General features: G+C 38.4%; 15 protein-coding genes. 4 read left to right on the top strand and 11 right to left on the bottom strand.

The features are described from left to right. Positions 1-52: 52 nt before the first annotated feature. From hppD to uvrC, 4 genes are all read right to left on the bottom strand, one after another. A complete protein-coding gene (gene hppD, locus J4051_RS02000; RefSeq protein ID WP_208232066.1) occupies positions 53-1,213 on the bottom strand; it encodes a 4-hydroxyphenylpyruvate dioxygenase in 1,161 nt (386 codons plus the stop codon). 409 nt (positions 1,214-1,622) lie between these two features. Further along, on the bottom strand, positions 1,623-2,777 hold the full coding sequence (locus J4051_RS01995) for a homogentisate 1,2-dioxygenase (protein ID WP_208232065.1): 1,155 nt from the start codon (positions 2,775-2,777) through the stop codon (positions 1,623-1,625). 851 nt (positions 2,778-3,628) lie between these two features. Continuing rightward, entirely contained in the window at positions 3,629-5,875 is a 2,247-nt protein-coding gene (locus J4051_RS01990; protein WP_317192688.1) for a patatin-like phospholipase family protein, read from the bottom strand. Between the two features lie 91 nt (positions 5,876-5,966). Beyond that, the gene (gene uvrC / locus J4051_RS01985) at positions 5,967-7,769 is read right to left on the bottom strand and encodes an excinuclease ABC subunit UvrC (RefSeq protein ID WP_208232064.1); all 1,803 of its coding nucleotides are present in this window, start codon (positions 7,767-7,769) and stop codon (positions 5,967-5,969) included. A gap of 107 nt (positions 7,770-7,876) precedes the next feature. Between uvrC and J4051_RS01980 the strand changes: the two genes are divergently transcribed. The 4 genes from J4051_RS01980 (at position 7,877) to J4051_RS01965 (ending at position 10,809) form a co-directional block, all read left to right on the top strand. Beyond that, entirely contained in the window at positions 7,877-8,302 is a 426-nt protein-coding gene (locus J4051_RS01980) for an ATP-dependent zinc protease family protein (protein WP_208232063.1), read from the top strand. A gap of 71 nt (positions 8,303-8,373) precedes the next feature. Next, entirely contained in the window at positions 8,374-9,246 is an 873-nt protein-coding gene (rimK, locus tag J4051_RS01975) for a 30S ribosomal protein S6--L-glutamate ligase (protein ID WP_208232061.1), read from the top strand. An 8-nt stretch (positions 9,247-9,254) separates the two neighbouring features. Then, positions 9,255-10,229, top strand: coding sequence for a succinylglutamate desuccinylase/aspartoacylase family protein (locus J4051_RS01970; protein WP_208232059.1), 975 nt, complete (start codon positions 9,255-9,257; stop codon positions 10,227-10,229). Between the two features lie 10 nt (positions 10,230-10,239). Then, positions 10,240-10,809 carry a 5-formyltetrahydrofolate cyclo-ligase gene (locus J4051_RS01965; RefSeq protein ID WP_208232057.1) on the top strand — a complete coding sequence of 190 codons (570 nt, stop codon included), beginning with the start codon at positions 10,240-10,242 and terminating at the stop codon, positions 10,807-10,809. On the opposite strand, the gene J4051_RS01960 is transcribed toward J4051_RS01965, so the two are convergent. The 7 genes from J4051_RS01960 to J4051_RS01930 all read right to left on the bottom strand — a co-directional run bounded on the left by J4051_RS01960 (position 10,806) and on the right by J4051_RS01930 (position 20,542). Then, positions 10,806-11,447: a lipoprotein signal peptidase gene (locus J4051_RS01960; protein WP_208232055.1), complete on the bottom strand. Its 642-nt coding sequence runs from the start codon at positions 11,445-11,447 to the stop codon at positions 10,806-10,808. The two genes, J4051_RS01965 and J4051_RS01960, sit on opposite strands and share 4 nt — an antisense overlap. Before the next feature lie 289 nt (positions 11,448-11,736). Next, complete coding sequence (locus J4051_RS01955) at positions 11,737-12,120, bottom strand: TraR/DksA family transcriptional regulator (RefSeq protein ID WP_208232053.1); 384 nt, start codon at positions 12,118-12,120, stop codon at positions 11,737-11,739. Between the two features lie 4 nt (positions 12,121-12,124). Further along, positions 12,125-16,003 (bottom strand): isoleucine--tRNA ligase, encoded by a 3,879-nt coding sequence (gene ileS, locus J4051_RS01950; protein WP_208232051.1) that lies wholly within the window; start codon positions 16,001-16,003, stop codon positions 12,125-12,127. 154 nt (positions 16,004-16,157) lie between these two features. Then, entirely contained in the window at positions 16,158-16,622 is a 465-nt protein-coding gene (locus J4051_RS01945; RefSeq protein WP_208232049.1) for a hypothetical protein, read from the bottom strand. Positions 16,623-16,718: 96 nt separating this feature from the next. Continuing rightward, the gene (radA, locus tag J4051_RS01940) at positions 16,719-18,077 is read right to left on the bottom strand and encodes a DNA repair protein RadA (protein ID WP_208232047.1); all 1,359 of its coding nucleotides are present in this window, start codon (positions 18,075-18,077) and stop codon (positions 16,719-16,721) included. A 73-nt stretch (positions 18,078-18,150) separates the two neighbouring features. Next, a complete protein-coding gene (locus tag J4051_RS01935; RefSeq protein ID WP_208232045.1) occupies positions 18,151-19,317 on the bottom strand; it encodes an alpha/beta hydrolase in 1,167 nt (388 codons plus the stop codon). An 85-nt stretch (positions 19,318-19,402) separates the two neighbouring features. Beyond that, positions 19,403-20,542: an alpha/beta hydrolase gene (locus tag J4051_RS01930; protein WP_208232043.1), complete on the bottom strand. Its 1,140-nt coding sequence runs from the start codon at positions 20,540-20,542 to the stop codon at positions 19,403-19,405. Positions 20,543-20,556: the final 14 nt, after the last annotated feature.

The following is a 20,556-nucleotide window of genomic DNA, read 5'->3' as shown; positions in this document are numbered from 1 at the left end:
TCCGTCAAATTAATGCGGAGTTTTAATAGTTAAATATTTGTTAGCGTTTGGCTTATAATGTGCCTCGCAATTCCTGTTCTCTTTCAATCGATTCAAAGAGCGCCTTAAAATTTCCTGCTCCAAAGCCTTTTGCTCCCATTCGCTGAATGATTTCAAAAAATAAGGTTGGCCTATCCTCCACAGGTTTTGTGAAAATCTGCAACAAATACCCTTCTTCATCGGCATCAATCATAATGCCCAGGTTTTTCAGTTTTTCAATATCTTCGCGTAATTCATGGCTATACGTTTCCAATCGTCCCGGCACTGCATTATAATATTCCTCTGGTGGTGTGGACAAAAATTCAACACCTCGAGACTTCAATTGCGCAACCGTCGTTATGATATCATCGGTTGCAACGGCGATGTGCTGCACTCCCGGACTTTCATAAAAATCGAGGTATTCTTCAATTTGGGAACGTTTTTTACCCTCAGCAGGCTCATTGATCGGGAATTTGATACGGCCGTTGCCATTGCTCATCACCTTACTCATCAAGGCTGAATATTCGGTATGGATCTGCTTGTCATCAAAAGATAAAAAATTAACAAAGCCCATGACCTCTTCATACCATTTGACCCAAGTATCCATTTCACCCCAACCGACATTGCCGACCATGTGATCAATAAATTTTAATCCCGTAGGCTCTGGATTGTAATCCGATTTCCATTCTCTAAACCCAGGCATAAAAGTGCCCTTATAGTTTTTACGCTCCACAAACATGTGAACGGTTTCGCCATAAGTATAAATACCCGCCGTGACCACTTCACCATGCTCATCTTTTTCAACTTTAGGTTCCATATAGGATTTGGCACCGCGCTTGGTGGTTTCCTCATAGGCACTTCGGGCATCGTCCACCCAAAGGGCAACAACTTTGACGCCGTCGCCATGTTTGACGATATGGTCATTGATTGGCGATTTGCTATTTAACGGTGTAGTCAATACCAATCGGATCTTATCCTGTTTGAGCACATAACTCACCTTATCTCTGGATCCCGTCTCCAAACCTTTATAGGCATAGGATTGAAATCCGAAAGCCGTTTTATAAAAATGTGCCGCTTGTTTCGCATTTCCTACGTAAAACTCTACGTAGTCTGTTCCAAGAAGAGGCAAAAAATCTTCTGCACCTTCAAAAATTTTTTCTAGTCCGTATTCTACGGAAGATATGTCTTTACTCATGATTGTTTTTTTAGACCATAGAAAAAAGAGAATAGAAAAGAGACCTACCTGATCTTTATTCTATGTTTCGATTTCTTCTAATGGTTGTTAGTTTAAAATATATGCGGCAATGGCCTCACTTTTTGTTTTAGTTTGATTCTTGTTGAACTTATCTGATAATTCCACCTTTTGGTTTTGGCTGTCTTGACTCTTGACTCTTAAATCATGGATCTTTTTTTTATTTATGAATATTAGTTTAAACTATTGACGACACTAGCCTGATTTTTTCCATTTTAGTGCTGACTTTTATTGAGCTTCCCTAATAATGCCATCTATTAGTTTTCCCTGTCTTGGCTCTTGAATCATGACTCTTGACTCATTATCAATTCTCTATATTCTTTTCTCTATGCTCTATTTTCTTAATTCTTATTTAAAGCCACGACTTAAAATACTCCTCATCCGCTATCTTTAAAGCCTCTTCCGTAATTTTCAAAGGCTTGAACGTATCGACCATCACGGCCAATTCATCGGTTTTGGTTTTCCCGATGCTGCGCTCTACCGATCCAGGGTGTGGTCCATGTGGAATGCCCGCAGGATGCAACGAAATATGACCTGCTGCAACGTCATTTCTACTCATAAAATCGCCATCCACATAATACAGCACCTCATCACTATCAATATTACTGTGATTGTAGGGTGCAGGAATGCTCAACGGATGGTAATCATACAAACGTGGCACAAAACTGCACACCACAAAAGCATCGGTTTCAAAAGTTTGATGCACTGGTGGCGGTTGATGGATGCGTCCCGTTATCGGCTCAAAATCATGGATTGAAAACGCATAAGGATAATTGTAGCCGTCATAGCCCACCACATCAAAAGGATGTGAGGCATAGACCATCTCAAAAATATCGTCCTGTTTTTTAACCTTGATCAAGAAGTCTCCGGTTTCATTATAGGTTTCCAGCTCCTCTGGCTTTCGGATATCGCGTTCGCAATAGGGTGAATGTTCCAACAATTGACCAAACCAGTTTCTGTAACGTTTGGGCGTGTAAATTGGTCGGCGCGATTCGACGATAAACAAGCGGTTGTCTTCGGTATCAAATTCCATTTTATAGATGATGCCTCTTGGTATTAACAGATAATCGCCGTATTTGAAGTCGAGGTTCCCCAAATGTGTCCTTAACTTTCCACTGCCTTTATGGATGAAGATCAATTCATCGGCATCGGTGTTTTTGTAGAAATAGTTCTTTGTGGACTGTTTTGGTGCGGCCAAAATGATGCTGCAATCGGAATTGGTGAGAACGGTTTTTCGGCTTTCCAAATAATCATTTTCGGGTTTGACCTCAAAGCCGCGCAAACGATACGATTGGATGTGATTGGCCTTGGCAATCTTTGGCGCCACATTATATTGCTTTTGAATGGCTTTTACCTGTGTTGGGCGCTGTTCGTGATAGGAGTTGGTGTACATCCCATCAAAACCGATCGTCCCGAACAACTGTTCAGCATACAAAGTCCCATCCGGTTTACGGAATTGGGTATGTCTTTTTGGGGGAATTTTCCCGAGTTTATGATAAAATGGCATTTTTTCTTGGGTTATGGAGTTATCAGTTCAGAGTTATAAGTTAATCATTTGAGCATTCAAAGTTCAAGGTTCAAAATTCAAGGTTATACTTTGAATTCTCCCGATACCTTTTGGAATTCAATTTCAACTTTAATTTCAACTTCAATTTCCCCTTTTGGGGACATGCTTAGTTAAAAGGCAATTGAATGTTCACTTATAAAGATACGAAATTGATGAGATTAGCTTTCGCTGAACCTAAAAGGTTTCCTGCCTGCGCAGGAATAAAAAAAGACGTGCTTATTCAGGATTCCTTTTCATAAGGAACTGAAGATAAAGAAGTAAACCATTCCAGGATTGTGTGGTCATGTCACAAATATAGAAAAAAGAATTTGAATTGTAATGTATATTATTTAACAAAGAATCATCACGTTGAATGCTGGTTATACAATCAAAAAGATTCAAATTAAAAATTCCAAATTCCAATTTGTTACACTAATACGTTGTGAAAGTGGCAAATTCCATATATTATATACAATTGGTACCTATCTAAAAATCCATGTTTAAAAGAGCTTAGACAATACCACATAACCATTAAAACCCATTTTCTCTCCGTGTACTTTTAGATTAGAAAAGTAATAGATAAATAGATATTACATACGGATTTCCACAGATTCAATAAATTCATCAATTCTATCTTATATCAGCAAAATCTCTCCGTGTGTCCTATGTGCTTCCTCTGTGAAACTCTGGGCAATTCTATATAACTACGCGAAAAAACTTTCGAGTACAGGCTTCCTATTTCAAAAGTAGCAATGCTGAACCCGAAGGCTTCCTGCCTCCCCATCTGCCGACGAGGCATGCGCAGGAAAATGTTAAAACCAAAACCCCAAATTAAACAGCCAAATACTTTCACCAAGTTCAGGCGAATAGGTGTATTTTGCTTCCAATGGTCCTAAAAAGGTTTCCAGTCCATAACCAAGCGCATACCCCGAATAATTAGGCGATGAGAACCAAGTGCCTGAATCAAAAAGACCATATCCAATATTGGCATAATTGGCAGCAAAGGTAATATGGTGCTTTTTAAAAAGCTCGTAATCCAAACTCAAAGTGCCTTTTACAAAACTATCTCCAGTGATGCTTATATAGTCATAGCCATAAAAGGAAATGAAGTTATTAATGAAGTTATTACCATAACCGCCCAAAGCAAAATCAAGTGACTGTGTACTATTATCGCCAATTTTAAATCCGCCCTGGGTAAAAATATTGGTAGACAATTTATCAGAAAACTTAAAAGCATAGCCTATATCTGCCTTAGCTATAGAGAATTTTTCGAACTCTTTATTGAAGTGGGATGCGTGCAGATACAAATGAAAATCACCACTGAAATAAATCCCGGTTTTTGGATAGTATTTATTATCATAGGTATCGAATCTTAAAGTTCCAAAAAGGGATAAATAATCGGTATTTTCAAAATATTGTTTCTTGCCTGGAACATTGACAAGAACAGTTTCTGATTTTATTTTCAAACGTTTATGTTCTCCACCTAAACCTAGCGCAAAATCCTTTCTAAACATGGTTTGTAAATAAATCTGGTTGGTTTGATCCTGAAGATCAACGCCAATCTTGTTCAGTCCCGTTAGCGATTGCTCATAATCATCCAAAAACAACTTGACATTTACATTTCTGCTAAATTGATTAAATCGCGAACGCAGGCCTATACTCCAATAAAAACCCTTGTCAATATAATATTCAAAATTATAACGTACATGGTCTCCCAATATCAAATCTAAAGAAACCACATCATCATCCAACAAGGCTCGTTTTTTAGTAAAGTTTACCAATGCCGCACTTTTGTACAGATCATCATAATGTAATCCAAATTTTAAAAAACTGGTAACGTCACTTTCATCAACCGTAGCCAATATATTATAAACATTTGGTCTTTCGGTCTTTTCGAATTCATAATAAAAAGTGGTGAAATTATTGGTGGCAACCAGATTGTTCACACCTTCATTAAAATCGGGATAACTCACTTTAGAATCTTCAACAAGCTTCATTTTTCCTAAAATGTAGGCACGTGTATATCTGTTATTTCCATAGATTTTCACCTCGTTGATAGCAATACTATCTTTAGAGGTGAGGTCCAACTCTATGCCTCTTGAGCTCTTATATTTTGGAAGTTGTTCCAAATCATCAAGTTTCACGAGTGCTGCTCTTAATCCACTTTCAATAATTTTTCTTCCTTCGCTAAAGGAGACCACTGTATAATCCGTAATATCTGGTTTAATGTAGATGTCGGTTTTTTCGACTTTCTCGATCATATCATTAATCGTACGATAGTTATTGATCTGGAGTAAAATTGAGGGTGCTGAATTCAAGTCTTCCCTTTTGGCCAATCCATCTTGCACATCCACGCCAATAATCACATCCATTCCCTTGGCCTTGAGCTCGTCAATAGGATAATTATTGATAACACCGCCGTCAATAAGCACTTGGTCGTTAATAATCACCGGCTGAAATAAAGAAGGAAATGCACCACTTGCAGTAACGGCTTGAGCTAAATTTCCTTGATCCAAAATAATAGCTTTGCCCGTTTCAACATCGGTAGCCACACAAAAGAAAGGAATTGGCAACTTGTCAAAATCAGGAATATCGGTGACATGCAGGGTCAGTTTTGATAACAGATTAAATACATTCTGACCTCTGGACAAGGCAGAAGGCAGCTTCAACTTAAAATTAGTGAATGGCAAGGTCACGGCGTACCGTTCTGAATTGTCCCGTTCATAAAATGTTTTGGCAGACCTTGGAAGATTATCGTTTATAACGTCATCAAAATAGAGCGAACTAAAGATGGAATCCAATTGTTTGCCCGAATACCCAGAGGCATACAATGAACCTATGATAGCGCCCATACTGGTTCCTGCAATATAATCGACCTTAATATTCAAGCTGTCAATCACTTTTAACACCCCAATATGCGCAAACCCCTTGGCCCCACCGCCACTCAACACCAATCCTATTTTAGGTGTTTTTTGAGGCTTCAGCGGAATGGTGTCCTGACCGTTCATTGACAGAGAAATAAACAGCGTAAGAACGATGATATAAGTGAATTTTTTCAAATTTTCTTGTTATTTAAACCTACAAGTCCAAATGCTTTGAACTGAGAATCTTGTAGATTAATTTCCCTCCCGATATTTCGGGATTTGTAGGCTACTTATTATAAAAACCGAGTATTTTTTTTGCTCTTGATGCACCGACAACTGGCTCCAGCTCTTCAAAGTTCGCTTTACTGATTCTTTTGACCGTTTTAAAATGTGTCATCAATTGCACTATGGATTGTTCTCCAATGCCTGGTATCAACTCCAACTCAGTGGTCAAAGCGCCTTTGCTGCGTCTGTTACGGTGGTGCTCGATCCCGAAACGATGCGCTTCATTCCGCAATTGCTGAATGATTTTTAAGGTTTCGCTTTTTTTATCTAAATATAGCGGAATTGGATCATCTGGATAAAATAATTCTTCCAAACGTTTCGCAATTCCGATAATCGCAATTTTCCCTCTTAAACTTAAAAGCTCCAGACTTTTTAAGGCGGAAGACAATTGGCCTTTGCCACCATCAATAATTATGAGTTGCGGTAAGGGCTGCTCTTCTTCCAACAAGCGCTTATAACGACGGTACACCACTTCTTCCATGGAGGCAAAATCATCTGGCCCGTCTACGGTTTTGATATTGAAATGTCGGTAATCCTTTTTACTCGGTTTTCCGTTTTTAAACACTACACAGGCCGCCACTGGATTGGTGCCCTGAATATTGGAGTTGTCAAAACATTCAATATGCCGTGGCTCTTCCTTGAGACGCAAATCGACTTTCATTTGCGCCATAATCCGATTGGTATGACGATCGGGATCAATAATTTTGACTTGCTTGAAACGTTCCATCCGGTAGTATTTGGCGTTGCGCTCTGATAGGTCTAAAATTCGTTTTTTATCGCCCAATTTCGGAACGGTGACTTTAAGCTCTTCACCTAAATCAACTTCAAAAGGCACATAAACCTCTTTACAAATAGAGTGGAACCGCTGTCTGATTTCAGTAATGGCCAATTGCAACAATTCTTTATCAGTTTCATCCAGTTTCTTTTTGATTTCCATAGTATGCGAACGAATTATGGAACCGTAAGACAGCTGCAAGAAGTTAATATAAGCATAGCCTTCATCAGAAACTATTGAAAATACGTCAACATTGCTAATTTTGGGATTGACCACTGTAGACTTTGCCTGATAATTCTCAAGAATATCTATTTTATCCTTGATGCGTTGTGCTTCTTCAAACTCCATAGCCTCAGCATGCGTCCTCATTTGTTGTTTGAATTGTGACAATGAATCTTTAAAATTTCCTTTTAAAATTTCTCTGATTGCTGCAATATCTTCTTGGTAATCAGCTTCAGATTGATACCCTTCACATGGACCTTTGCAATTGCCCAAATGGTATTCCAAACACACTTTAAATTTACCGGTATGTATTTTATCCGGAGCCAAGTCATAATTACAGGTTCTTAACATATACACCCCTTTGATCAGTTCGAGAAGCGTTTTTACCGTTTTCATGCTGGTATAGGGTCCAAAATACTCAGAACCATCCTTAATCATTCGACGTGTCGAAAACACACGCGGAAAGCGTTCTTTTTTGATACAGATCCACGGATAGGATTTATCATCTTTTAGCAAGACGTTATATCGTGGCTGATACTTTTTAATGAGATTGTTTTCTAAGAGCAGTGCATCCGTTTCAGTCTCGACCACAATATGTTTGATGGTGACAATTTTTTTGACCAGTACTTTGGTCTTGCCATCCCGATAGTTATCGGGATGATTTTTGGTGAAATAAGAACTGACCCGTTTCTTCAAGTCCTTTGCCTTGCCTACATATAAAATCTTATCGTTGGCATCAAAATATTGATACACTCCAGGTTGATGGGGCAATGTCTGCAATTGGATTTCTAAAGTAGGCTTACTCATAAATCAAAGATACTATATCTTCAAAACTTTTCAATAGAAAGCAATTTAAGACTTTATATAAAGGCATGATTTTTTATTATCTTGCGACCCAATTGTAATTTACACCGATGCCCAAAAAGACTATAGGCAGAATTGACAAAGCAGATTTCCCGTTGCTTGATCTTTTTGATATTGACATCAAAATAGATACAGGTGCCTATACCTCTTCCATCCATACGCATAAAGTATGGATAGACAATGAAGAGTTGGTGTGTTTGTTTTATGATAAAGGCCATCCTCATTATAACGGAAAGGAAATCAGATTTAAAGAATACACCTTGGCAAAAGTCAAAAGCAGCAATGGCCTTGTCCAAGAACGGTATAAAGTAAAGACTACCATTATTCTATTTGAGAAAAAATACCGAATCTCGCTTACTTTAAGCACGAGAGAAGACATGAGATTCCCGATTTTAATTGGTCGGAAATTCATAAGTAAAAAATTTATCGTGGATGTAACCCAAAAAAACATATCTTATAACAACAAAAATAAATAAGCATTGGGTGAGCACTTTTATGTTTTCACATTAATTCTTATCGACTAATAATTTAAAGCAAATTAGACCCAATGAACATTATTATTTTATCCAGAAACCCTCATTTATATTCTACCCAACGCCTTGTGGAGGCAGCCAGACAGCGCAAGCACACTTGCGAGGTGATAGATCCTTTAAAATGTGATATCATTATTGAAAAGAAAAACCCTGCCATTTTATATAAAGGCCGTATTTTAGAGAATGTTGACGCTATCATTCCCAGAATTGGTGCCTCGGTTACTTTTTATGGCACAGCTGTAGTGCGACAGTTTGAGATGATGAAAGTGTTTTCGGTAGTAGAATCTCAAGCCTTGGTAAGATCACGCGACAAATTGAGAAGTCTTCAAGTGCTTTCACGCGCAGGTTTGGGAATGCCTAAAACGGTCTTTTCAAATTACACTAAAGATGTGTCTGAAGTCATCGCTTCGGTTGGAGGAGCCCCCTTAGTCATTAAGCTATTGGAAGGCACGCAAGGTCTCGGCGTTGTTTTGGCAGAAACTAATAATGCGGCAGAATCCGTAATTGAGGCCTTTCATGGGTTACAGGCACGTGTCATTATCCAAGAGTTTATCAAGGAGGCCAAAGGTGCAGACATCCGAGCCTTTATCGTAGATGGGAATATTGTAGGTGCCATGAAACGCCAAGGTAAAGACGGGGAGTTCAGATCCAATCTTCACAGAGGGGGCAGTGCAGAAATCATTCAGTTGACTGACGAAGAAGAAAACGCAGCCTTGAAAGCTGCAAAGGCACTTGGATTGGGTGTTTGTGGAGTGGACATGTTACAATCTGCCCGTGGACCACTTATTTTAGAGGTTAACTCCTCTCCAGGACTTGAAGGCATTGAAGCGGCCACCAAAAAAGATATCGCCAAAAGCATCATAAGATATATTGAACGTAACGTTTAACTTTAATTATGCTGAAAGAAAATAAAGAAGTAATCACCATTTTAGGGGAGGAAATTCCATTGGGCGCATCGCGGGAAATCAATTTTAATATTGCTAAACTCCATACCGCTACAAAGATCGAAATTCCGATAATTATCGAACGCTCCAAAATTCCGGGACCGACCATTTTATTTTCTGCAGGTATCCATGGTGATGAAATTAATGGTGTTGATATTGTCAGACAACTAATTGCCAGACGTATTAATAGACCAAAACGAGGCACCATAATTTGTATGCCCATTTTGAACATTTTCGGATTCTTAAACAGCAATCGTGCATTTCCAGATGGTCGAGATTTGAATAGAATGTTTCCAGGATCTTCTAATGGATCCTTGGCAAGCAGAGTGGCCCACCGGCTCATGCATGAGATTATTCCAGATGTGGATTTGATCATCGATTTCCATACAGGCGGGGCCAGCCGATTTAATGCCGCACAGATAAGAATTGTTAAAAATCACCCAGAGCTTGATAGTTTGGCGCGTATTTTTGGAGCGCCATTCGTGTTGTATTCCAACCATATTGCGAAATCCTTTAGAAATGCCTGTTTTCAATTGGGGAAACCGATTTTACTTTATGAAGGTGGAAAATCATTTTTTGTGGATGACAACATCTCTAAAGTTGGCGTGGAAGGTGTGAAGCGCATTTTGGCACATTATGGCATGTTGCACCATCGCATTAAAGCCAATGCGCCAAAGCTGCCCACTGTATTTATTGAAGAAAGTAAATGGATCAGAGCTAAACAATCTGGGATGTTCAAATCGGTAGTCTCCGTAAACACCAAAGTTAAAGTTGATGATGTTTTGGGTCAAATTACTGATCCTTACGGCAAAGTGTACCATGAAGTCAAAGCGACCCTTGATGGCTACATTATTAATGTAAACGAAGCTTCATTGGTCTATCAAGGCGATGCACTTTTTCACATAACCAAGGTGGTTAGCAATTAATACAATGACCATGACGAAGCAAGAATTAAGACGTCTCTATAAACAAAAGCGAAATGAACTTTCTTCAGAAGCCATTGAAACCAATAGTTTGGCTATTTCTAACCAATTGCTGCAACTGCCAATTTGGGATTTTTCGTTTTATCATGTTTTTCTGAGCATTACGGAACACAAAGAAATTAACACTGATTATATTCTGAATATTTTATCGGGGAAAGATAAGAACATTGTGATTTCAAAGACCCATTTTGAAAGTTTGAGCATGATTCATTATCTCTTATTGGATAATACTGTGATCAAAAAAAACTCTTGGAACATTCCTGAACCGGTTGATGGTATTGAAATTGGTTCTGATAAAATAGATGTGGTATTTGTGCCGCTTTTAGCCTTTGACAAACGAGGACATCGCGTTGGTTATGGAAAGGGCTTTTACGATAAATTCCTTTCAGAATGCAAACCTCAAACCTTAAAAATAGGGCTTTCACTATTTGAAGCGGAAGATAAAATTGAAGGTGTTTTGGACAGTGATGTGGCTTTAGATTATTGCGTGACCCCAAATACGGTTTATTCTTTCTCCAATTAAGCAGCGTCCGTGATTTCCTCTTCTTCTTGATGGAATGCTTTTTTATTGAAGACGATCAACATTCCAATTCCTGTACTAATGGCCATATCGGCCACATTGAATACGGGTTCAAAAAAGGTAAAATAATCACCTCCAAAAAATGGAATCCAATCTGGTAGAACGCCCTTCCAAATTGGAAAGTGAAGCATATCTACTACCTTTCCGTGAAATAAAGTGTCATAACCCAATTTTGGAAGAAACGACGCCACCTGACTATAGCTATCGTCGAATACAATGCCATAAAAAACCGAATCAATGATATTGCCCAAGGCACCGGCAAAAATCAGGGCGATGGCCACAATTAGAATATTGGGACCTTTTTTCCTTACTGAATCAACCAACCAGTAGCCAATTCCTATCACCGCCACAATCCGGAAAATCGTCAGTGTCAATTTTGCCGTACGATCGGATATACCAGTAATAAAATCACTTAGTTTTGTGCCCCAAGCCATCCCATCATTTTCCACAAATAAGATGTGGAACCAATCGAACACTTCAACCCTATGGTGTAAGGCAAAATGGGTTTTAATGTAAAATTTACTAATTTGATCAATCAATAAAATGATGATAATTATAAGGGTCGCTTTTTTTAAGGACATAATAGTTCCCACGCAAGTGGGCGTCTTTTTTAATGATGATTATTCTTGAAATTTTTATAATTCCAATTCTGGCGCTCTAATTCCAAACAAAGTGTAAAAATAATATTATAATCGAAACCCTCACATTAATAACAAAATCAACAAAAAAAAAACACTCCTGTTTAAGAAGTGTTGTTTGTTTAAAAGTCATCTAAATGTTTTCTTGGAACGAACCAAGCTGCATCCTTGATTTCCCATTTTCGGGAGATTAACTGCGTTGAATCTCCGATTTACCATTTTCATGGGAATTTTACTGTTGCATATTTTTTGCTTCAATACTCAAGGTAGCGTGAGGCACAAGCTTTAAACGTTCCTTACCGATTAACTTACCGGTCACTCGACACACGCCATAGGTTTTGTTCTCTATTCGTATCAAAGCATTTTTGAGGTCACGAATAAATTTCTCTTGACGGATTGCCAATTGCGAATTAGCTTCCTTACTCATCGTTTCACTGCCCTCTTCAAAAGCCTTAAAGGTAGGCGACGTATCATCAGTACCATTATTTAGGTCATTCATATACGCACTTTTGATCAGGTCTAAATCTCGTACTGCTTTTTCAATTTTTTCTTGAATCAATACTTTAAATTCTGCTAAATCTTTATCAGAATATCTAACATTTGCATCTACAGCCATAATTTTAAAATTTTTTAATAAACAACTTGGTATTTACATCGTCAAAAGCAATTTCTATACCGTCATTTAAGTGTTCCAAAATTTCCAACTTTTCGGTTAAGGTTTCGGTTTTTATGTAATCTAAGTTCTTGTTTATTGCGTTAATAATATGTTCATCTTTCTGGAAGTGAACTACAATCCGATCAGTAAGCTCATATCCCGAATCCTTTCTTAAATTTTGGATGCGGTTTACCAATTCTCTTGCAATCCCTTCTTTTCTTAATTCATCTGTAATAGTCACATCTAAAGCAACGGTTAATGGACCTGAGCTTGCAACAAGCCAACCTTCAATATCTTGTGAGGTAATTTCTACATCAGAAAGCTCCAATTTAATACTTTTTCCATTAACTTCCATATCGAAAGTACCGTTTTGTTCGATTTCTCGGATATTTTCGGCGTCAAAACCTGCAATTGCCTGAGCTACTGCCTTCATGTCCTGTCCAAAACGAGGTCCAAGCACTTTAAAGTTAGGTTTTATCTGCTTCACCAAAATATCGGAAGCATCTTCCAATACTTCAATTTCCTTGATATTAACCTCAGATTTTATTAAATCTGACACGGCTAAAATTTCGTTTTTCTGAGCTTCATTTGATATTGGAATCATAATTTTTTGCAGAGGCTGTCGTACCTTGATTTTTTCTTTAGCTCTTAACGATAGTACTAAAGAAGAAATGCTTTGTGCAGCTTCCATTTTCCGCTCCAACTCCTTATCAACAAGTGTCTCATCATAGATGGGGAAATCTGACAAATGAATGCTTTCAAAAGTCTCCTTTTTAGTCACTGCATTTAAATCGAGATAAAGCCTGTCCATATAGAACGGTGCAATGGGGGCGCCCAGTTTTGCGATGGTCACCAAACAAGTGTACAAGGTTTGATAAGCCGAAACTTTATCTTGTTGATAATCGCCCTTCCAAAAGCGTCTTCTGCTCAATCGCACATACCAATTGCTTAAATGGTCCTGTGTGAAGTCTGAAATAGCACGAGCAGCTCTTGTCGGTTCGTAATCTGCATAATATTCATCAACTTTTTGAATCAATGTATGTAGTTCCGATAGAATCCAACGATCAATCTCTGGCCGATCTTCCAAAGGTATTTCAGCTTCAGAATAATTGAAATTATCGAGATTGGTATACAATGAGAAGAAGGAATACGTATTGTAAAGCGTTCCAAAAAACTTGCGCTTCACCTCTTCAATGCCTTCCAAATCAAATTTTAGGTTATCCCACGGATTGGCGTTAGAAATCATATACCAGCGCGTCGCATCTGCACCGTAATCATCTAAAGTGGTAAAAGGATCTACAGCATTCCCCAAACGTTTGGACATTTTCTGTCCGTTTTTGTCCAACACCAAGCCGTTAGAAACTACGTTTTTATACGCTACCGAGTCAAAAACCATGGTAGCAATAGCGTGTAGTGTATAAAACCAGCCACGGGTTTGGTCAACACCTTCTGCGATGAAATCAGCAGGGAAAGCCCCTTTTAATTTCCCCAAAGGGGAAAAACTCATACGCAAGGCTTCTTTAATTTTATTTAATACGGATTCAATGTCACCAATAACTTCTTCATTTGAAAATCGGATGACCTTATATCCCAAATCATTTAGGATTTCAGTTCGTAACTGATCGGATTTTTGAACCTCGGGATCGTTATGGTATCCACCATCAACTTCTACTATCAGACGTTTTGATAAGCAAATGAAATCGACGATAAACTCATCGATGATATGCTCTCTTCTAAATTTATTTCCGTCTAATTGTTTTGTTTTTAAACAATCCCAAAGAATTTTCTCTGCTTCTGTAGGATGTTTTAATCTATCCTTTTTAAGTTCATTGATTAAATGATACGATGATTTACGCGCCATTTGATATCCAGGAGTAGCTGAAAGTCCTCCTTTGGAGGATTTAGGAGGCAATTCAAAAGGATAATGCCACTGCGCATACGGCATCGCGCCAGAATCAAACCACACATCAATCAAGTCGGCTTCACGCTGCATTGGTTTCCCTGATGGGGACACCAAAATGATGTCATCGACAATATTTTTATGTAAATCTATTTTTGCATAGTTTTCTTCCGATTGGTTTCCAACTTCAAAATCTTCAAAAATGTCAGATGGCATATATGCCATCTCTACGGCTTTTTTCATTTCATCTTTCAATTCTTCAACCGATCCAATACAGATTTCCTCCTTGCCATCTTCGGTTCTCCAAATTGGTAATGGGATACCCCAATAACGTGAACGTGATAAATTCCAATCGTTCGCATTGGCCAACCAATTTCCAAAACGGCCTGTTCCCGTAGATTTGGGTTTCCAATTGATGGTTTCATTCAGTTCAAACATTCTATCCTTGACATCGGTCACTTTAATGAACCAAGAATCCAATGGATAATACAGAATTGGTTTGTCCGTACGCCAGCAATTTGGGTAGCTGTGCTTATATTTCTCGACCTTAAAGGCCTTGTTTTCATTTTTTAATTTGAGTGCCAAACGTTCATCTACACTTAAATACTCCTTAAGATTGGAGATCACAGATTGTAGACTCACTTTCTGCTTTTCGTATTCAGAAACTAATTCGTCATCATTTAAGTATTCTGATTTGACGTACTCTCCAGCAAAACCGTAAAGTTCATCCTTGACCTCTTTTCTAAATCGTCCTTGGAGATCTACAAGTGGCACCAAATTTCCGTTTTCATCCTTTACCAACATTGGCGGCACTTCAGGAACAGCCTGTTTGGCGACCAAGGCATCGTCTGCACCAAAAGTTGGGGCGGTATGGACAATTCCAGTACCGTCCTCTGTGGTTACGAAATCGCCAGAAATCACTCTAAAGGCATTTTCTGGATGGTCGTTCGGAAGTGCGTAAGGCAATAATTGCTCGTAGGTAATTCCGACTAAGTCTTTTCCTTTGAATTCCTTGACAATGAAATATGGGATTTTTTTATCGCCTGAAGTATACTCCAACAACTCTGGTTTCGTTTCAACCTTTTTGAACTTCCCATCAAATTGATTGTTCACCAAAGGCTTGGCAAGGATGACATTTAGTGGCTCAAACGTATATTGGTTATAGGTTTCCACCAATACATAATCAATTTTTGGCCCAACGGTCAATGCGGTATTACTTGGTAATGTCCAAGGCGTGGTTGTCCAAGCTAAAAAGTAGATATCACCTTCATCTCGTAAAAAATCTGGAAGTGAATCTGCGTTGGCCTTAAATTGGGCTACAGCAGTTGTATCAGTCACATCTTGATAAGTGCCTGGTTGATTGAGCTCATGACTGCTTAATCCAGTACCTGCTTTTGGTGAATAAGGCTGGATGGTGTACCCTTTGTAAATAAGTTTTTTATCATAGATTTGTTTGAGCAACCACCAAACGCTCTCCATGTATTTTGGCTCATAAGTAATGTACGGATTGTCCATATCTACCCAATAACCCATTTTTTCAGTAAGATCATTCCAAACATCAGTGTAACGCATCACCGCTTTACGGCAGGCAGCGTTATAATCTTCTATGGAAATGGTTTTACCGATATCTTCCTTGGTAATACCAAGTTCCTTTTCCACACCAAGTTCAATTGGCAAACCGTGCGTGTCCCACCCTGCTTTTCGTTTTACTTGAAAGCCTTTCATGGTTTTGTAACGTGGAAAAATATCTTTAATGGCGCGTGCCAAAACATGGTGTACTCCAGGTAGTCCGTTCGCCGAAGGAGGTCCTTCAAAAAACACAAATGGCGTTTTGCCTTCCCTTGTGGTCACACTCTTATCAAAAATGTCGTTTTCTTTCCAATAATTGCCGATTTCCTCTGCAACTTTTGATAAGTCAAGTCCTTTATACTCAGTAAATCTCATTATTTCCTTAATTCTAATCGAAGTGCGAAATTAATGATTTTTGAGAAATTAGAAGTCCTAAATGTCGGAAAAAGAAGTCCGAGAGATTTGATATTAAAAAGTAGCTATCGAGGCTTTAGGTTGGTTGGTGGAAAACATCAACAATGGCAGTTCATTAATGCTCATTATTAAAATTTTTATGAAAACGTTTCGCCTTTTCCAACAATAACTTTTGAGTTTCGGCATCTGTTTTGGTATCGGAAATGACTTTGTCCTTCTGAACATACATTTTATGTGAAGTACCGCTAAGATTGGTAGTGATAAGCACGACATCCCTATCTTTAAAATAATACGTCTCAGAAATGGCTTTATCGGTGGTTTCAATGTTCTTGATTTTATAGAGTTGATTGGATTGCCCATCGAAATACACAGTATACTTGAATTTTCCAATATCTTTAAAACCTTCGTTATCCGTTAACGCACCCTCGATGGTCTCTTCTTTCAAGTTGGAATTGGCATCAATTGTTGAACTGTACGTATCGATTTCTGTTATAATCTCAGCAACGGATTTGCTTGGCTTTGGTCCGCAGGAAGCGACTAAGAAGAATGCACATAAGATTTGAATGGCTTTGATTTTCATTTAGTGGATGTTTAATAGTTTTTTTGAAATTTGAATTTTATTCTTGATTGTGATAAAAAAGGATCCAATGAGTTTTTTGATTATGGTTTTAATTTCCTAAACCAAAAAACTCACCAAATCTTCAATTTTAGAGATCAATTGGATCTTGATTCCCGTGTTTTTAAGAGATATTTTATTGTATTTTGAGACAAAAATGGTTGAAAAGCCCAATTTCTCTGCTTCTAAAATCCGTTGTTCAACACGTTGTACAGGTCTTATTTCACCAGAAAGGCCAACCTCAGCGGCAAAACAATAATCTTTAGGAATGGCCACATCTTCATTGGATGATAATACTGAAGCAACCACGGCCAAATCGATAGCGGGATCATCTACCGAAATGCCTCCGGTAATATTCAAGAAGACGTCTTTTGCGCCCAATCTGAATCCAGCGCGCTTTTCTAAAACTGCCAAAAGCATATTTAACCGTTTGGCATTAAATCCTGTCGCCGATCGTTGCGGTGTCCCGTAGACTGCTGTACTGACCAAGGCCTGAACTTCAATCATCAGCGGACGCATCCCTTCCAGAGTGGATGCCACGGCGTTGCCGGAAAGCTCCTCGTCTTTCTTGGAAATTAAAATTTCGGAGGGGTTGGACACTTCTCGCAATCCCGAGCCTTGCATTTCATAAATACCCAGTTCATTGGTCGATCCGAAACGGTTTTTATGCGCTCTTAAAATCCGAAAGACATGGTTGCGGTCGCCTTCAAATTGCAGGACGGTATCGACCATGTGCTCCAAAATTTTTGGTCCGGCGATATTGCCATCCTTTGTAATATGTCCGATTAAAATAACGGGGGTCGCGGTTTCCTTAGCAAATTTTATGAGTTCCGTAGTACATTCCTTGATTTGTGAAATACTCCCAGAAGACGATTCTATATATTCCGTATGAAGGGTTTGAATGGAATCAATCACCACAATATCCGGCTCCAAAGCTTCAATTTGCTTGAAGATATTTTGGGTCTTTGTTTCGGTCAGAATATAGCAATTGGCACTGTTGGGATTGATGCGTTCTGCCCGCATCTTGATTTGCTGCTGGCTTTCTTCACCAGAAACATACAAGGTTTTATAAGGTAATTTTAAGGAGATTTGAAGTAGAAGCGTACTCTTTCCTATTCCTGGTTCACCTCCGAGCAAAATCAAGGATCCTGGAACAATGCCGCCACCAAGCACCCGGTTGAATTCCTGATCTTCGGTATTCATCCGTGCTTCTTGCGAAACGTCAATTTCATTGATCCGTAAAGGTTTGGAGGCCCGTTTTACTGCTGAGGTAGGCATTTTCCAACTGGACTTCTCTTCCTTTTGGATGACTTCCTCAACAATGGTATTCCATTCTTTACAGGCTGTACATTGACCTTGCCATTTAGAATATTGACTGCCACAGTTTTGACAGAAAAAAGTTGTTTTAATTTTAGCCATCCTTTAAAGTTTGAGCTAAATTAAAACTATTTGCGGTATTAGTTCTTATTATAAATCGTAATTACAAGGATATTTAGTCAATATCACTTTCTTTATCATCACCAGCCACAGTAAGTCCTTCTACTTTTAAAAGAATAAGATCTTTGTTGATATGCGGTGTCGATTCCAAGTCTAATGCAGATTCATATAACTTTTTAGCACGTTTGGTTTTTCCAATCCGTTCAGCATGAAGCGCCATATAGTAGGTGCCATAAGATGTTGTTGGATCTTGTTTGTTGGCCAATTTTCCAATTTTCTCAAGAGACGCAACATCATCACGTTGTTCGGCAGCTTTTATGATTTTCTCGAATTCATCCTCTGAAATAGGTTTGTGGATCCCAAATAAATCTTCGATTTTTTTGTAACGCTTGCTGATGTAGGTATCTAATGTGCCTTCGTAAGTAAGAATGTCCTCTTTAAATTCCCGATCACTGATCGGCTTATAAAGCTCAAATATTTTATCCAGGGCTTGAGATAAACCCCCTGTAACCAAAGTGTAATGAGAATGGCCCTCAAAATCATCGAAATAGTATTTCAAGGCTTTATTCTCTATTTGATTCAGTTTTTCATTGGCATCAAGAATACCATTACGAAGCGGCGCAACATCATCACTACTGGTTACCATATAGTAAAACACATCTTCTTTTAACCATTTTAATCGGCTGCTGACATTATCATCCATTTCTCCTTTAAAATCAGGACTCAAATTTACATAGGCCTTAAAGATTGGATCATCTTTTAATAAGAAGGCATTCATGAAATTAGCCATAAGATCATGACCAACAGCCACTTTAAACTTGCTGGTTTTATAATTCCTATCAATATGTGGAATTAGCTCTGTACTGATAAATTGATAAAACCGTGCTCCCAACTCTATAGGCAATCCTGTTACCTCATCGTGATAACTGTCATAAAATCGATCTTTCCCTTGTATCAATCCGACGACAATGGATTCAGGCATTTTGTCAAAATAAGTTTGAAAAGCGACCTGCCCAACGACAGGCTCGAACAAATAATCACCATCAAAAACGATAATCACAGGGTACTTTAAATTGGATTCAGGATCGTAGTTATTCGGAAGTCGGATTTTTAAATCTCTAGTAGTATTTAGTTTTCGGGATTCGAAACTTTCATAAATTGTTTGTGCATTAATAGACATAGCGCACAGCATGATGAAGAGAAAAAGTAGGGCTTTTTTCATCGTAAGTAGGTTTAAGGTTTGGGATGGTAAATATATACAAATATAGTTGATCTGTATAAATTATTCGATGAAATGCACAATTGTGCTAATTTTTATCCTTTATAGAATAGATTTTGTCCAATAGCATATCCTTATCGATAAAATCAGAAGCATTCAATAGCAGCCCAGATTGATAGTTGTGCAAGGCTCTTTTCAGATTGTTTTCATTTTCATAATACATGCCAGTGTAATAAGCACTGATCATGGAATCTGGAAATTCCTTTCTTGTCAATCTTGACAAATCTCTCAAGGCGTCACCATCATCATTCTTCATAGCAGCAGCAGCCACGGCTCTTATATCGTTCTCCACAATCTTCTTTTCAAATCCGTAAAAGAACTTAATGTCGGCATACTTCTTTTCGAGATATTTAAATGGGCCTTCAGGATAGGTCAAAACATGGTCTGTATATTCTTGCTTGTTGATGGGCTTGTATAAAGAAAATATATCGTTCAATGCTTTTGGAATGCCCAATCCCACCAATGAATAATGGTCGGCACCCTCAAAGTTATTAAACGTGTAATGTGCTTTCGGATTATTAAGCATTGCCAGTTGTGCATTATGCCCATTAATCCGTTCCTTTAAACTATCAATATCATTATCGGCGGTTGCTACATAATAGAAGGTGTCGGTTTTGATAGTCGAAAGACGCTCTTGAACTCTAACTGTCATTTCTGGAGCCAAGTCTGGGCTTAGCAAAATAAACGCCCTAAAAATGGGATGGTCCTTAAATAAATAGTAATTGATAAAATTTGCGCTTAGATCATGGCCTGCGACAATCCTGAAGTTTGAAACATTATACTTGCTTTCAATATATGGAATGAGCTCCATCCCTATAAACTCAAAAAAGGAAGCCCCTTCATGTGCAGGAAAATAAATTTCCTTGTCGTAAAAAAGGTCTTTCTCACGACTGTTTTTTTGATTGACACCTACCACTACTGCTTTAGGCATTTCCCCCCAATACGCTTGATAATCTGCATTGCCTGCAAAAGGCTCAAACAGATAGTCGCCGTCCAAAACAATAATCAAAGGGTATTGCGATTTATCTTCAGGATTATAATTTCTAGGCAACTGAATCTTAAGTTCTCTCCTTTCGCCTAATTTTTCGGAATCAAAAGGTTGATAAATAACCTGAGCCCCCATTGAGGTACTGATGAGAAACACGAGTATAAGCGTAATCTTTTGCATATAATTAGGGATTA

The sequence above is a fragment of the Gelidibacter pelagius genome, from assembly GCF_017581925.1.
Classification (GTDB): domain Bacteria; phylum Bacteroidota; class Bacteroidia; order Flavobacteriales; family Flavobacteriaceae; genus Gelidibacter; species Gelidibacter pelagius.
This window is presented reverse-complemented; position numbering and strand designations above follow the sequence as displayed.

Coding starts and splice junctions, on each gene's coding strand:
- J4051_RS01955 (WP_208232053.1), bottom strand. CDS start 12,120: ATGGCTGTAGATGCAAATGTTAGATATTCTGATAAAGATTTAGCAGAA.
- J4051_RS01970 (WP_208232059.1), top strand. CDS start 9,255: ATGCTGAAAGAAAATAAAGAAGTAATCACCATTTTAGGGGAGGAAATT.
- J4051_RS01995 (WP_208232065.1), bottom strand. CDS start 2,777: ATGCCATTTTATCATAAACTCGGGAAAATTCCCCCAAAAAGACATACC.
- ileS (WP_208232051.1), bottom strand. CDS start 16,003: ATGAGATTTACTGAGTATAAAGGACTTGACTTATCAAAAGTTGCAGAG.
- uvrC (WP_208232064.1), bottom strand. CDS start 7,769: ATGAGTAAGCCTACTTTAGAAATCCAATTGCAGACATTGCCCCATCAA.
- radA (WP_208232047.1), bottom strand. CDS start 18,077: ATGGCTAAAATTAAAACAACTTTTTTCTGTCAAAACTGTGGCAGTCAA.
- rimK (WP_208232061.1), top strand. CDS start 8,374: ATGAACATTATTATTTTATCCAGAAACCCTCATTTATATTCTACCCAA.
- J4051_RS01980 (WP_208232063.1), top strand. CDS start 7,877: ATGCCCAAAAAGACTATAGGCAGAATTGACAAAGCAGATTTCCCGTTG.
- J4051_RS01960 (WP_208232055.1), bottom strand. CDS start 11,447: ATGTCCTTAAAAAAAGCGACCCTTATAATTATCATCATTTTATTGATT.
- J4051_RS01935 (WP_208232045.1), bottom strand. CDS start 19,317: ATGAAAAAAGCCCTACTTTTTCTCTTCATCATGCTGTGCGCTATGTCT.
- J4051_RS01945 (WP_208232049.1), bottom strand. CDS start 16,622: ATGAAAATCAAAGCCATTCAAATCTTATGTGCATTCTTCTTAGTCGCT.
- J4051_RS01930 (WP_208232043.1), bottom strand. CDS start 20,542: ATGCAAAAGATTACGCTTATACTCGTGTTTCTCATCAGTACCTCAATG.
- hppD (WP_208232066.1), bottom strand. CDS start 1,213: ATGAGTAAAGACATATCTTCCGTAGAATACGGACTAGAAAAAATTTTT.
- J4051_RS01965 (WP_208232057.1), top strand. CDS start 10,240: ATGACGAAGCAAGAATTAAGACGTCTCTATAAACAAAAGCGAAATGAA.